Annotated in this window: 14 protein-coding genes and 3 tRNA genes; 5 read left to right on the top strand and 12 right to left on the bottom strand. The window is 68.1% G+C overall.

The features are described from left to right. Positions 1–147: 147 nt before the first annotated feature. The 4 genes from LY13_RS02040 (at position 148) to LY13_RS02025 (ending at position 2,927) form a co-directional block, all read left to right on the top strand. Positions 148–288 carry a hypothetical protein gene (locus LY13_RS02040; RefSeq protein WP_253826412.1) on the top strand — a complete coding sequence of 47 codons (141 nt, stop codon included), beginning with the start codon at positions 148–150 and terminating at the stop codon, positions 286–288. 4 nt (positions 289–292) lie between these two features. Beyond that, positions 293–1,942, top strand: coding sequence for a class I adenylate-forming enzyme family protein (locus tag LY13_RS02035; protein WP_253826411.1), 1,650 nt, complete (start codon positions 293–295; stop codon positions 1,940–1,942). Positions 1,943–2,072: 130 nt separating this feature from the next. Then, complete coding sequence (locus LY13_RS02030) at positions 2,073–2,441, top strand: GatB/YqeY domain-containing protein (protein ID WP_253826410.1); 369 nt, start codon at positions 2,073–2,075, stop codon at positions 2,439–2,441. Positions 2,442–2,621: 180 nt separating this feature from the next. After that, positions 2,622–2,927: a GNAT family N-acetyltransferase gene (locus LY13_RS02025; protein WP_253826408.1), complete on the top strand. Its 306-nt coding sequence runs from the start codon at positions 2,622–2,624 to the stop codon at positions 2,925–2,927. Positions 2,928–2,979: 52 nt separating this feature from the next. Here LY13_RS02025 and LY13_RS02020 read toward each other — a convergent pair whose 3' ends face one another. After that, a complete protein-coding gene (locus tag LY13_RS02020; RefSeq protein WP_253826407.1) occupies positions 2,980–3,942 on the bottom strand; it encodes a pirin family protein in 963 nt (320 codons plus the stop codon). 78 nt (positions 3,943–4,020) lie between these two features. Between LY13_RS02020 and LY13_RS02015 the strand changes: the two genes are divergently transcribed. Next, positions 4,021–4,839, top strand: coding sequence for an Ig-like domain-containing protein (locus LY13_RS02015; protein WP_253826406.1), 819 nt, complete (start codon positions 4,021–4,023; stop codon positions 4,837–4,839). Between the two features lie 23 nt (positions 4,840–4,862). On the opposite strand, the gene LY13_RS02010 is transcribed toward LY13_RS02015, so the two are convergent. The 11 genes from LY13_RS02010 to LY13_RS01960 form a co-directional block, all read right to left on the bottom strand. Beyond that, positions 4,863–5,525: a hypothetical protein gene (locus LY13_RS02010; RefSeq protein WP_253826405.1), complete on the bottom strand. Its 663-nt coding sequence runs from the start codon at positions 5,523–5,525 to the stop codon at positions 4,863–4,865. 138 nt (positions 5,526–5,663) lie between these two features. Next, entirely contained in the window at positions 5,664–6,467 is an 804-nt protein-coding gene (locus LY13_RS02005) for a thioesterase family protein (protein WP_253826404.1), read from the bottom strand. Between the two features lie 115 nt (positions 6,468–6,582). Beyond that, positions 6,583–7,377: an IclR family transcriptional regulator gene (locus LY13_RS02000; protein WP_253826403.1), complete on the bottom strand. Its 795-nt coding sequence runs from the start codon at positions 7,375–7,377 to the stop codon at positions 6,583–6,585. 91 nt (positions 7,378–7,468) lie between these two features. After that, positions 7,469–8,695, bottom strand: coding sequence for a M24 family metallopeptidase (locus tag LY13_RS01995; protein WP_253826401.1), 1,227 nt, complete (start codon positions 8,693–8,695; stop codon positions 7,469–7,471). A 66-nt stretch (positions 8,696–8,761) separates the two neighbouring features. Next, positions 8,762–9,661: a polysaccharide deacetylase family protein gene (locus tag LY13_RS01990; protein WP_253826400.1), complete on the bottom strand. Its 900-nt coding sequence runs from the start codon at positions 9,659–9,661 to the stop codon at positions 8,762–8,764. Between the two features lies 1 nt (position 9,662). After that, a complete protein-coding gene (locus tag LY13_RS01985; RefSeq protein WP_253826399.1) occupies positions 9,663–11,171 on the bottom strand; it encodes a cytosine permease in 1,509 nt (502 codons plus the stop codon). Positions 11,172–11,628: 457 nt separating this feature from the next. Next, positions 11,629–11,702, bottom strand: a tRNA-Phe gene (locus LY13_RS01980). Between the two features lie 246 nt (positions 11,703–11,948). Then, positions 11,949–12,022: transfer RNA gene (locus tag LY13_RS01975), tRNA-Asp, on the bottom strand. Between the two features lie 77 nt (positions 12,023–12,099). After that, positions 12,100–12,172 (bottom strand) — tRNA-Glu (locus tag LY13_RS01970). A 653-nt stretch (positions 12,173–12,825) separates the two neighbouring features. Further along, positions 12,826–13,071 carry a hypothetical protein gene (locus tag LY13_RS01965; RefSeq protein ID WP_253826398.1) on the bottom strand — a complete coding sequence of 82 codons (246 nt, stop codon included), beginning with the start codon at positions 13,069–13,071 and terminating at the stop codon, positions 12,826–12,828. Between the two features lie 695 nt (positions 13,072–13,766). Continuing rightward, positions 13,767–14,082, bottom strand: a 316-nt coding sequence (locus LY13_RS01960; RefSeq protein ID WP_253826397.1) for a transposase family protein, incomplete at its 5' end; no start/stop codon positions are given.

Here is a 14,082-nt window from a genome sequence, read left to right as displayed (position 1 = left end):
ATCCGGGGCGTACGCCGATTCTCCCTCACACGGCGGAAAACCGCTGTCACGCGGTGATGCCCGCGCCGACTGTCCAACCTTGACACCTGATCACGGGCGGCCGCACCATCGGCCGGCATTGGCAGACGGCGGCAAAGGAGCTGACCGATGACCGAAGCACCTGCGATGCGCGACGTCCTCGGTGAGGCCTGCGCCCGCGACGGCCGGTGGAGCTTCCTGTACGCCGCCGCCCCACTCGAGGTCGTGCAGGGCACCGGCTCGCCCGTCAACCCCATCGCCATCCGCTGAGCTCATGGGCGTCTACGACGAGAAACCGTGGCTCGCGCTCTACCCCGAGGGGTTGCCGAGCGGGCTCACGGTCGAGTTCGACAACACGGTGGACATGTTCGCGGCCACGGTCGCCCGCGATCCCGACGGCGACGCGATCCGCTACTTCGACGGCCGCATCAGCGCGCAGGAACTGGACGAGCTGTCCGACGCGTTCGCCGCGGGCCTCGCCGACACGGGGTTCACGGCGGGCGAGCGGGTCGCGATCTACGCGCAGAACGTGCCGCAGTTCGTCATCGCCCAGCTCGGCACATGGAAGGCGGGCGGTATCGCGGTGTCGGTCAACCCGATGAACCGCGAGCGGGAGCTCGAACTCATCCTGTCCGACTCGGGTGCGAGCGTGCTGATGTGCCTGGAAGGGCTGTACCGCGACGTGGCGAGCTCCGTGCTGCCACGCACCGAGGTGCGCACCGTGATCACGACGTCGGAGCTCGAGTACCAGACACGCGGCGACCAGCGCGTGCTCGGCGGGATCGAACGCGTCGACTGCGACGGCACCATCGACATGTCGACGATGCTCGAGCGGTTCCGGGGTAGCGCGCCTCCTGCGGTGCGACTGCAGCCCGACGACGTGGCCCTCCTGACCTACACCTCCGGCACGACCGGGCCGCCCAAGGGCGCGATGAACACCCACCGGAACGTGGTGTTCAACGCGCAGACCTTCCGCGCCTGGATCGGCATCGACTCGGGCGACGTCGTTCTGGGTGTCGCACCGCTGTTCCACATCACGGGCCTGATCGGTCATGTCGCGTTGTCCCTGCTCACCGGGGCTCCGCTGGTGCTGCTGTACCGGTTCGACCCGGAGGTGACGATCGAGACGATCCGGGACGAGCGGGTCACGTTCGCCGCCGGTTCGATCACGGTGTTCATCGCGTTGATGAACGCGCCGAACGCCGAGAAGGACGCGCTGGCCGGCCTGACGAACGTCTACTCCGGCGGCGCCCCGATCCCGCCGAGCACCGTGAAGGCGTTCCAGGAGACGTTCGGCCACTACATCAACAACGTCTACGGCCTCACCGAGACCACGTCGCCGTCACACGGCGTGCCCAGGGGTGCCGACGCGCCGGTCGACCCGACGTCGGGCGCGCTGTCCGTGGGCGTGCCGGTGTTCGACACCGTGGTGCGCGTCGTCGGCGACGACGGGCGCGACCTGCCTCCGGGCGAGGTCGGCGAGCTCGTGACGTCCGGCCCGCAGGTCGTGCCCGGCTACTGGAACAAACCCGAGGAGACGGCGAACGCCCTCCCCGGCGGCGAGCTGCACACCGGCGACGTCGGCTACATGGACGCCGACGGCTGGTTCTACCTCGTCGACAGGAAGAAGGACCAGATCAACGCCGGGGGCTACAAGGTGTGGCCCCGCGAGGTCGAGGACGTGCTGTACGAGCACGACGCCGTGCGCGAGGCCGCGGTCGTGGGCGTGCCGGACGAGTACCGCGGCGAGACGGTGAAGGCGTTCGTCAGCCTGCGGCCCGGCCGTTCCGTCGAACCCGACGAGCTCGTCGCCTTCTGCAAGGAGCGCATGGCGGCGTACAAATACCCGCGGCGGGTGGAGATCCGCGACGAACTGCCCAAGACCGTCACCGGCAAACTCCTGCGACGCCAACTGCGCGACTGACCCGACGACCCCGTGTTGCGGTTCCGGGGCCCCGTGTTGCGGATCCCGGGGCTCGTGTTGCGGATTCGGGGTGCCGTGTTGCACCGAAAACGGGAAGCGGGCCGGGGCGCGGCGTTGTTACGTTGCGCCGGTGACGGAACAGACGACGGCACTTCGGACCGCCATGCGAACGGCGCTGAAAGATGCCATGAAGGCCAAGGACAAGGGCGCGACGGCGGCGTTGCGCTCCGCACTCGGCGCGATCGACAACGCCGAGGCAGTCCCGGCCCATGCCGCTCCTGATGCGGGATCGGAGAACGTCGCGGGGGCCGTGTCCGGGGTCGGCGCAGCCGACGTCGCCCGGCGGGAGCTGACGGCCGACGACGTCGCGGCCATCGTGCGGGAGGCCGTCGCGGAACGGCGGGCCAACGCGGCACAGTACGACGAGCTCGGACAACGGGAGGCTGCCGACGCCGTGCGCTACGAGGCGACCGTCCTGGCCCGGTTCGTCGAAGGCTGACCACGTCCAGCGGCCAGGTCCCCCGAGTCCGCACCACGGCCCCTGGGAACTGCAACACGCGCCCCCGAAGCCGCAACACGGCCCCCGGAAACCGCAACACGCGCGGGGTACGGGCCGAGTCGTGTCAGGCTGGGGCGGGAACCCGGGCATCGGCTCGGGGTACGCGGCGGAAGGACGGCGATGAGCACGAAGGTCACCGACAACCCGGACGACCGGCGATACGAGATCCACGTCGACGGCGAACGTGCGGGGATGGCGGAGTACCGGCGACGCGACGACACCGTCGCGTTCCTGCACACCGAGATCGGCGAGGCGTACGGGGGCCGCGGCCTCGCGAGCGAGCTGATCCGGTACGCGCTGGACGACGCGCGCGGGCAGGGACTGGACGTCCTGCCGCACTGTCCGTTCGTGCGGGACTTCATCGCCAAGCACGAGGACTACCTCGACCTCGTACCGGAGGCGCAGCGCACGCGGTTCGGCCTCTGACCACTCGGCCTCTCACCACTCCGCCTCTCAGGCCCTGACCGGCTGGTCGGCACTACTCCCTCGGGCGCAGGCGCACGTTCGGCAGCTCGGGTGCGGGAATGGTCTCCGCCCACTCGGCGGGCATGGCGCCGAACCGGCCCGGCGTGCGCGACGTGCGCTCCCGTTCCCATTCGCGGCGGTACTCGGCGATCTCGTCGTGGGAACGGCCGACGAAGTTCCACCACATGACGATCTGCTCGCCCAGCGGTTCGCCGCCGAGCAACAGCACGCGTGCGTCCGCCTCGGCGCGCAGTACCACCGTGTCCGCACCGACGGGCTGGTGGACGAGCCTGCCCGCGTCGGCGGTCACCCCGGCCGTGCCGACCGTTCCGTGGTCGACCAGCACGCCGTGTTCGAACGCCGGGTCGACGTCCAGCCGCAGCTCCCGGCCTGCCGGCAGCGTGATCTCGGCTCCGAGCAGCGGGGTGAACGTGTGCACCGGTGAGGTCTGCCCGGCGAGCGAGCCGAGGAAGACGAGGATGCGCGCGCCGTCGACGTCGACCGTGGGCGGCGCGTAGTGCTCGAAACCCGGCGCGGTGGACCGGGCCGTCTCGGGCAGCGCCAGCCACAGCTGCACGCCGTGCAGCACACTCGTGTCGGGGGTGGAGAACTCCGAGTGCGCGATGCCGGTTCCCGCGGTCATCAGGTTGACCTCGCCGGGCCGGACGCAGGCGTGGACGCCGGTCGTGTCGCGATGTTCGATCTCACCGCGGAACAGCCAGGACACCGTCTGGAGCCCGGTATGGGGGTGGCCCGCGACGCGCATGCCGCCGGTGGCCGACACGTCGTCGGGACCGTAGTGGTCGACGAAGCACCAGGCGCCGATGAGCGACTGCGCACGCTGCGGCAGCGTGCGACGTACCGGCATCGCGCGCGGACCGCCGAGCGGCACGCTGCGCGGTTCGAGCACGCGCCCACGGTCGTTCGGCGCCGACGTGCACGTCAGCTCCTCGGGCGCTGCCTCGAGATTGCTCATTCCGCCTCCACCGGTCGCCGGCCCCATTGGTCACCGGCCCCTTTGTCTCCGGCGCCATTGTCTCCGGCGCTCAGCGCCGTGGGCGGGCCGGGCTGGACGACGTCGTTCGGCATCGGCGGCATGGTGCCCTGTGCCCGGGCCACGTTGACGGGACAGATCATCAACGACACCGATGTGCCCACAGCCGTCACCTACACCGGCGCCGAGGCCACGGGGACGATCGCGCCGTTCCTCGTGCTGGGACTCGAGGACTGGGAGGATGTCGTCCTCCAGCCGGGCGAAGCGACCGGGATCTTCACTTTCACCGTCGAGATGCCGTGCGAGACCGGCAACGAAGCGCAGGGCACCAGCGGCCAGGTGCGCTGGAACTGGAACGTCGTCGCCGACACGCCTCCTCCGCCGGAGTTCAAGGCCGTGGACGACGCGGCGATCACCTCCTCCGGCACCCCGATCGACATCGCCGTGCTCGACAACGACGGCAACGTGCCCGAGGGCGGCCGCGTCGAGGTGACGCCGGGAGACCCGGCAGGCGGCGAGTGGGCCGTCGGCGACGACGGCACGGTGACGTTCACGCCCTCGGATACGTTCAGCGGCGCGGCGCACGCCACGTACACGGTGTTCGACGCCGACGGCAACGAGGTCGGCGGCGCCGGGATCACCGTCGAAGTCGAACCGCCTGAGCCGGAACCGACGACCACGCCCCAGCCCACGCCCGGCCCGACGACCACCCCCGGCCCCACGAGCACCGACGCGCCACCGCCGACGACGCAGCAGCCCACCACGTCGTCACCGGAGACGACAACCGTGCAGCAGGTGGCACCACCGGTCGCGACGACCACGGACGACGAACCGGGTCCGCTGGCCGCCACGTTCTTCTCGCGCAGGCGCGAGCGCTGACCCGGCGTGACCGGACGCCGCGGTCACGTCGGGGAGCAGCTGTCCGGGTCGGCCTGTACGACCGGTGCGTCGTCGGCGACGTCGTGGAACACGGTCTGTCCACGCGGGACGACCGTGTCGCCGTGGACGGCGTAGCGCGTGCGCACCCCGTCGAGTCCCTCGTCGGTGCGCTGCGCGCGGACCGTGGTGAAGGTCGCGTCGCCTGCACCGGGTTCGTGGCAGGCGTACGAGGCCAGGGCCGTCGCGCCGCCGCCGTCGTGGAAGGTGAACGGTTCGCCGCCGGCATCGGTCACGCGTACGAGGCCCTGTCCGGGAACGTACGTGAACGCGGCGAAGGTCAGCGTGTTGGCACCCGTGGCGGTCGTGACGACGAGCTCCTGGGTGCCGTCCCTGCCGAGGTCGGCCACCCGTGGGTCGAGGTGCAGCCGACCCGCCGTGTCCGAGGGAAATGCGGACTCCACATAGGAATGGTCGGCGAATCGGGCCGACACCACCCGGTGGTCGCCCCGTTCGCGCACGGTGATCAACTCCGGACCGCCGTCGCCGTCGATGTCGGCCTGTACCGACGCCGAATCCGCGGCCGCCGACGTGCCCGCAGCCGCCGGTTCAGGAGTGTCGCGGTCGTGGCCTGCCATCGCCACGGCCGGAGTGACCAGCGCGCCGCCGAGCAGTACGGCCGTCGCCATGCCGACGGTTCTCGAAACGTTCCCGACAGTTCTCATCGCAGCCCCCTCGCGATGTCGACCCGCGCCGTTGTGCGCGGACTCCCTGTCAGGACGGGCCGGACGCGTCCGGAGGTTGCACGTGCGATGCGAGCCGCGGTGTCACAGGGGCCGGACGGTGAGGATCTGCTGCGCGTGGCCGACATGACCGTGGGTGTCGTGCAGCGCGGTGCTCGTGATGCCGCGGCCGTCGGGGCCGAAGGTGACGGTGGTGTCGAGGCCCGTCCACCCGGGCGCGGGTGTCCGGTGGAGGTGGATGGTCAAGTCGACGTTCGGGAACATCCACTCGTTCGGCGGCCTGCGGACGGCGATTCCGTTGGCCGCGTCGACGTGCGTCACGAACGAGGCGCACGGTTCGGCCGCTTCACCCGCGACGAGGTCCGAATCGGACGAGATCCAGACGGCGGCGCGGCCCGGTTGCGGCGACGACACCGGCCGAGCGTCGAGCGAGGAGATGTAGCCGCCGGACCACAGCTCGGACATCCGCCAGGGTTCCAGCTCGCCCGGCGGGGTGAGCGGCGCGCCGTCCCCGCCTGCGACGGACGTCGTGTCTCCGGGTGCCAGCAGCCAGGCCCGCGCGCGGACCGCGGTGCGGCCACCGATGTCGGCGACGGCTTCGACCAGTTCGATCGTCCGGCCGGGGCGGATCACGTCGACGCGGATGTCGCATTCGTCGAGCGCCAGCTTGCCGAGGATGTCGAAACTGAGCCGGGAGATGGCGAGCGCGCTGCCGCGTTCGTCGCGGTCACGCTCGATGGCGTGGGTGATGAGGCCGCCGAGGGGACTGAAGTGTTGTTCGTCCGGGTTCCACGCGCCGCCGGTGTGCGGGGTCGGCTTGTACCGCCGGTCGTCGATGCGCTGGTAGTAGCTGCGCTCGTGCGTGCTGGGCGCGTGGTCGGTGCTCACCAGGCGGGCTCCCTCTCTGCTCGTCCTCCCCGGTGAGCGTACTGACACCCGCGCGCAACAGTGGTGACCGGAAACACAGCGGCCCGGGTCGAATCGATCACCGACCGAATCCCCGTCATGCGCCGCCCAAGCGAGCCGTAATCGTGGCAGCGGCCTCCCGCACCGTGTCGCCATAGGCATCGAGCTGGTCCCGGGACACACGGAACCGAGGCGCCGAGAGCAACACGGCTGCGGCCTGGTTGCCACGATGGTCATGGACCGCTGCCGAGACCCCGACTTCCTCCATGGACGTCTCGCCGTAGTTGACGGCGTAGCCGAGCTCACGCACTTCACTCAGTCGAGTGAGATAGCGGTCCACGGTCCAATCGTCGGCACCCGCGGAACGCAGCGAGCCCTGTGCCAGCAGGCCGCGCACCCGGTTCTCGTCCACGGCCGCACAGAAGACCTGGACGGACGAACTGGCAGCCGTGTTGTACCGCGTGCCGAGGGGAGTGGTGTGCTTGACCTGTCGTGGACTGGAAACCTCCTCCACACAAACGGCTTCGGGCTCGTTCCACACCATCAACGCCGCTGTCTCGCCGGTGCGAAGGCTGAGGTCCGCCAGCACGGGGTAGGCGGCGCGCCGGACGTCGAGATCGCCGAGCAGCGGCCCAGCAAGCGCGAGCACACCAAGTCCGAGCCGGAATCGCCGGGACAGCTCGTCTCGTTCGACGAGACCTGCTTGTTCCAAGGTCGCCAGGATTCGCGACACCGTACTCTTGTGAAGCCCCACCTTGGTGGCGATCCCGGTGACACCCAGTTGTGGCTCTTCGCTGCTGAAGGCTCCCAACACGGCGATGCCGTTGAGCAGCACCGACATACCCCGGCCGTCGGAACCGGCCCGCTCGCCCGCGTCCGCGAAATCGTTCATAGTGCCATGATCTCTTCCACTCGAACGGGCCGTGGAGGGACCCGGCCTGCCCCGCGCCACAGGTCGAGAGAGCCCGGGGCAGGCGCTACGGTCATCCGCGGATGATGTTGTGTTCGGGTCCGAATGGGAACCCCGTGATGTTCTCCGCACCGTTCTCGGTCACGACCAGGATGTCGTGCTCACGGTAGCCACCCGCGCCCGGTTGCCCTTCCGGCACCATGATCATCGGCTCCATCGACACGACCATTCCCGGCTCCAGCACCGTTTCGATGTCCTCGCGCAACTCCAAACCGGCCTCGCGGCCGTAGTAGTGGCTGAGCACGCCGAACGAGTGCCCGTAGCCGAACGTGCGGTTCGCGAGCAGGTCGTGGGAAACGTAGAGCTCGTTCAGCGTGCGCGCGATCTCGCCGCAGCTGACGCCGGGGCGAATCAGCTCAAGTCCACGGCGGTGGGCCTCCACATTGACGTTCCACAGCTCCAGGGATCGAGCGTCGGGTTCGCCCAGGAAAAGCGTCCGTTCCAACGCCGTGTAGTAGCCGGAGGTCATCGGGAAGCAGTTGAGGCTGAGGATGTCCCCGTCACGGAGAGTTCGCGTGGTCGGCCAGTTGTGGGCGCCGTCGGTGTTGATGCCCGACTGGAACCACACCCAGGTGTCCCGGATCTCGCTGTGCGGGAACGTGCGAGCGATCTCGTGCACCATGGCTTCGGTCCCGGCCAGCGCGACTTCGTACTCGGTCACCCCGGCGGCGACGGCACCCCTCACTGCCTCACCCCCGAGGTCGGCGATGCGTGCACCGTGCTTGATGACCTCGATCTCCTCGGGCGACTTCACCATCCGCTGTTTCATCGTCGCCTGTGAGATATCCGTGAGAGTGGCGTCCGAGAACGCGGCCTGGAACTTGTCACGCAGCTGCAGCGGGAGTGTGTCGTCCTCGACACCGATCCGCTTGACCGCGACACCCCGCGAGCGCAGCGTCTCCCTGATCACGTGGACATAGTTGTCGCGATGCCAGTCGGTGTAGACGAGGTTGTCACCGTAGGTCCTGCGCCACGGCATACCCGCGTCGATGTTGGCCGACACCGTGAAGGCGTCGTCGGCCGTGACGACATAGGCGTAGTTGCGGCCGAACGAGGTGTAGAGAAAGTCGGAGTAGTACTTGACATTGTGGTACGACGTCAGCAGCGCGACGTCGACGCCGTCCTCGGCCATGATCTTGCGCAGTGTCGCGACCCTGTGCTCCATCTCGGCATCGGAGAAAGTCCGCTTCTCCTTCGATCCATTGTGGATGATCTTGAGACGTTCGAGGTCGGCGCTCATCGATATTTCCTTTCGTGATATACTCGTGGTCCACCGGGTGATTGCTCGACTCGGGCGCGGGCGCGGTCATTCGTCGACGTGGGAGAAGACATCGCGAACCTGCTCCGCCGACATCCGGCGATGCCGATAAGTCGGGAGGCCGAGGGACGCGGTGTGTTCCGCGATCCTCTCCAGGGTGGTGACCCACATTCCGGGCAGCGCCTTCGTCCGTTCGATCAGTTCTTCGAGCTGCTGTGCACGGCCCGGCCGGCCACTGAGGAACGGGTGGTTCGTCAGTACGAAGCAGCCGTTCTCGCGATGCATGGCCTGGGCTTCGAGAAACCACATCTCCTTCGCCTTGACGGGCGACTCGATGACCCCACTGCCCGTCCAGCCCGGATAGAATGCGTACTGTTCCCAGTCGTCCAGCGCCCAGTCGACCGGAATCTCCACAAGGGAGCCCGTCGCATCGGAATCGGGACATCCCATGGCGTACGGACGGTCGCCGTCGAGCAGGCTCGAGTCGTAGCGGAAACCACGTTCCAGCAACAGCTCGGGAGTGTGCCAGTTCAACTCCCACCACGGTGCGCGATAGCCGACCGGCCGCACACCGGCGACCGCGTCAAGCGCCTCGAGGCCACGGTCGAGCACCCGCGCCTCTTGGCTGCGAGTCAGCGAACCCATGGGCTCGTGGGTATAGCCGTGGTGCGCGACCTCGTGTCCGGCATCGACGATCCGGCGCACGGTGTCCGGGTACATCTCGGCGCTGAGCCCGGGCACGAAGAATGTCGCCGTGACGTCTTGGCGTGCCAGGATCTCCAACAGGCGCGGCACCGCGACCTGCGGGCCGTAGGACTGGTGAGACATCAGCGACATGCGATCGTGGTTCGACCGGTCGGCCGCCAGCGCGCACGACTCCGCGTCCAGATCGAAGGTGAACGCCGCAGCCGCCCGCATTCCGGTGGGCCAGGTAAACTCGCCGGGCATATCAATCTCCTGCCTTCTGCTCGGTCGTACGTGGTGTCGGGCCGTCCGCGAACGACCCGGAGGCATCGTCGTCGGGAGTCCGGCCGGACCGCCGGGCCAACAACAAGTGGCACAGTGGGGCGGAGACAGCTGCGACGACGATGCCTTGCACAGCAGGTATGCCGAAGTCGAACACCGAGCCCGCGCTCGCCGTCGCGGTACCGAGCAAGTAGGCGACGAAACAGCTGACCCGCACCGCAGGCAGGCCGGTAAGGCCGCCGGTGCGGGTCAGATGCCGGCGCGGCAGCCGTCCACGCCAGACAAGGTAGAACTGCCCCATGATCGCTCCGCCCAACGGCGGAACGAGGGTGCCGAGCAGGACCAGGAACGTCGACAGCGATTCGTAGATGCCGGTGAGCGCAAACACCACACCCAACGCCGCGCCGCCCGCGACGAACGGTCGCTTGTCGTTCACCGAGAAGAGTTCGGAACCGGCGACACCGAAGGCGTAAGCGGTGTTCTCGTTGGTCGTCCACAGCGCCACGAGCAACAATCCCGCGCCTGCCACGACGAGACCCATTTCGTAGAGAGCGAGCACGAAGTCCGGCTCGCCGTAGGCGGCCGACCCGAGCCCTCCGAAGAAGTACATCGCGTACTGGGCGACGATCACCGCGACGAAGATCGAGACGAGGGCGCCCCTGTCTGTCCGGGAGAACCGTGACCAGTTACCGACCTGTGTGGACCCGCTCACGAAGGTGCCGATGAGGACGGTGAGAGCCGAGCCGACGCTGATCTCGGTGATCGGTTCGGTCGCCATCAGTTCTCCCCAGCCGCCGATGTCACCGACGGCACGTTGGGTCACCCAGATGCACAGTGCGAGCAGGAGTGGAATGGCTACCCACCCGAGCATCTCGAGTCCTTTTGCCCCCCGGTAAGCGGCCATCGCTGTCACGGCGCCGAAGACGAGCACCAACGGCCAGGTGTACTCCAGCGACAGCGCGCGCCCGATCAGGTCGGAGAGGGTCGCGAGGGTGACGGCGAACCAGCCCACCTGCGTCCCCCCGAGCAGCAGGGCCGACCACTTGCCACCGGCGCGCCCCAAGCAGACCTTCGTGATCAGTACCGTGCTCAAGCCCGACCGAGAACTGATCACACCCATCAGCGCCGCGTAGACCGCCAGGACTGCGGCGGCGATCAGCGCGAGACCGAGATAGTCCGAGAACCGGAAGCCCACGGACGTCTGACCACCGGCGAGCATCGTGGGCGTAAAGAAGAAGAAGCTCACGAGCAGCACGAACAAGCCTGCAGGCGACCGCCGCGCTGACTGCGGAATCACTTCGAGCGGATAGTCGGGATCCTGCTGCCGTTCACCACGTGTGGTGCGGCCGAAAATCATGAGCCTCTCCTCGTCCGTCTCGGGACACCGCGCCGTCTTCGGGGCGGGCACAGTCGAAATCAAAGACAGTGACGCGCAGCCGTGTTGCTCCTTATGCAAATCAGTTGTGTGAACGTAGGCGAGACTGCGCTGCACTGTCAACTGCCGAGCGCGCAGTGACTGCCGCTGCGATCGGCGCAATAGGTGCATTATCCGCACACGCTCAGGATGTCCACGACAATATCGGCTTCCTTCGTCGGCGCGGCATGACCTCGATGCAATCGAGGCCGTTGCGCTAGGTGCAACCGAGTTTCTTCGTAGAGAACGCGCGTAGACCTTTATCACTGCCGTTGACAACTCGCGTCACGCGCCGCATGGACGCTCGGCATCCACCCGAGCAGAGAAATACAGCGCTGCTGTGCGTGAGCGCGATCAGAGCCCACCGGCCGACCGCCGTCCGGGCCCACCAAACCGCTCCGTTCGGCATCAGCCATGGCCACACGCGCCGTGCGTGATGATTCAGCCGGCTGCCACAGGGTCCGAACTGTCCACCCCACGCGAGAACGGCCCTCGCAAGGAGTCTCGCAAGGGCCGTTCTCGCTGATCAATGTTGTGGCCAGGGCCGGGGTCGAACCGGCGACCTTCCGCTTTTCAGGCGGACGCTCGTACCAACTGAGCTACCTGGCCGTCGGCTGTACACATTAGCGCATGCGCGCAACGGGCCGCGCGGCGGGTCCGGTTGCGCGGGACCGAACCGAGGGACCGTGGCGCGGCGTGCAGCGAGGGCGGGCAGCCACGAAGGACACTCCGGTGACACCGCCGAGTAGCCACCACCCCGCCGCGAAGACACGCCGGCACACTCCGTCGATACGCAGCGCTTCCACCGAGACGAAAGAAGCGGGCTCGTCGTGCGACGAACCCGCTTCCTCGGAGCGACCCTGACGGGACTTGAACCCGCGACCTCCGCCGTGACAGGGCGGCGCGCTGACCAACTGCGCCACAGGGCCTTGCTGTGTTCCGGCTTCGAGTCCGATGTCGGCCACCCGAGCCGGTATTCTGTTGTCGTCACTTGCAGTGTACTGCGTACTCCCAACGGGATTCGAACCCGCGTTGCCGCCTTGAAAGGGCGGAGTCCTAGGCCGCTGGACGATGGGAGCCCGGCCGGTTTCGGATAACCGACCCGACCACGCTCTCCAGGTCGTCTCCCCGGGAGCGATGACTACTTTACGGCACACGGGGAACCGCCGAAACACCGGGGGGCGTTTTGGTTCTGACCTGCGGAAACGCCGTGAGATCCGCGGGTGGCGTTCGGCCTGCGACTCGCCGCCCCGCCGGAGGCACCGACACTCGGGCGGCGCCACCGGGCCCTCGTCTCACACGGGCCCATGTCGACGACCACGTCCACCGCGGAGGCCACCGCCGAGCCGCGCCGAGACCTGTCACTGCGGCCTGCCATCGCGGCCTGTCACCGCGGCCTGGCACTGCGACCTCGAAGGGAAGACCGGAGCGACGCCGCCACGCTCCGCGAGTTCGCGACGCCGGCACCCGGTCGGGTGAGTTTCAACGAGATCGGTTCGCTCACCTCGGGCAACAACACCGTCACGGACCGCGACATTCGTGGGTCGTCAGGCGCAGTCGGGTTAACAGCGCTCTACGAGGATCTGCCAACCCGGTAACGGCGCCCGTCGCCCCGGTCGCAACCGTTTGCCCCCGCCACCACCTGCAATTAGCGTGACCAAGTGTTGTCCAGGTGCACGACCAGGGGGTGTGCACCTGGACACACAACCAGCCACCGGACCCGCCGGGGCCGCTAACGCTGGACCGGCGTGGTGCCGTCGTCGTCGGGGGTCAACCCGAGCATGTCGAGCAACTCGGCGCAGTCCTGGGCATCGAGCGCACCGGAGGCGACGGCGATTCTCGCCCTGCGCACCTGATCGTCGGAAACCCGTGGCGCGTCCGCATGCCCCGAGCGCTGGCCCGGCAACCCGCCGGCACCGGCAAACTGTCCTCCTTCCTGCCGAAGGAGAAACTCCCGCACTTCCACAGATCCGCTCATTGCTCCTCCAAAGGGGCTGCGCCGGATCGCGGACGGCCACCCGCGCACGGGTCTCCGCCGGATCGAGGGGTGATCGAGAACACCGACCTCGGCGCCGAGGCTAGCCACGCCGCGATCACAACCCCAGCCCCCCGCAGAGTGAACTCGCGATCACGCAACGAGTGCACCCGCGCCTGGTACGGACGTGCCGAAACGACGTCCGTCGCGCGATCTCCGCACGTTCGACCCGTCCACGCAAGATCTCGCGGGGACGCCGTCCTGCGGCAGGAAAAATGTCGACATCATTCGTGCACCGCCACGCGGAACAGCAACCGGCCACAAGCTACGAATGACGACCCGTGAGCTTTTTTCATCCACAAACCTCGCCACTCGCGGCCGGATCGTGTAACAATCGACGTGCTGACACACCCCCGGTCAGCGCCTGTGGAGATCCCCTCCGGCCCCCGCGTTCCTCCCCCTGGCGCGGGGGCCTCTCCATTTCTGCGACCGATGTCCGATCGAGCGTCGTCGCTGGTCACGAAACCTCCGGCACAGGATTCGCCACGCGATACACCAGGCCGGCCGGCGCCGTCACGACATTCTTCTGCGGTGCAATCTGCAATCCTCGCGATGTCCGAAATCACGATCCGTACAAGAATCCGCAACGCGCCTCCGTTGTGCCCACACGGACAGCGGACCGCTACTCTGAGGTTTTCTCAGTAGCGTCCGTCGTGTTCGAACTGTGTGAGGACGAGTGCGGCTTTGGTGATGGCGCCGATGCGTCTGGGGCAGAGGGTGATCTTGTTCAGGGTCTTCCAGCGGGTGGTGAGTATGGCGGCGCCGCGTTCGCCGAGGCAGCGTAGTCGGGTGAGGAGCATGTTGTGGCAGCGGTTGTCGACATCGAGGATGTTGCCATCGGCCGGGTTCTTGAACGGAGTGCGGATCCCGATCCCAGCGCCCTGGTAGGCCTTGTCGGCCAGCGTCGGCAATCCTTTCGTGGCGGTCGCGCACAACGCACCGATGGCGCCTTCG

Source organism: Prauserella aidingensis, assembly GCF_024171865.1.
In the GTDB taxonomy this organism is placed as follows: Bacteria; Actinomycetota; Actinomycetes; order Mycobacteriales; family Pseudonocardiaceae; genus Prauserella; species Prauserella aidingensis.
This window is presented reverse-complemented; position numbering and strand designations above follow the sequence as displayed.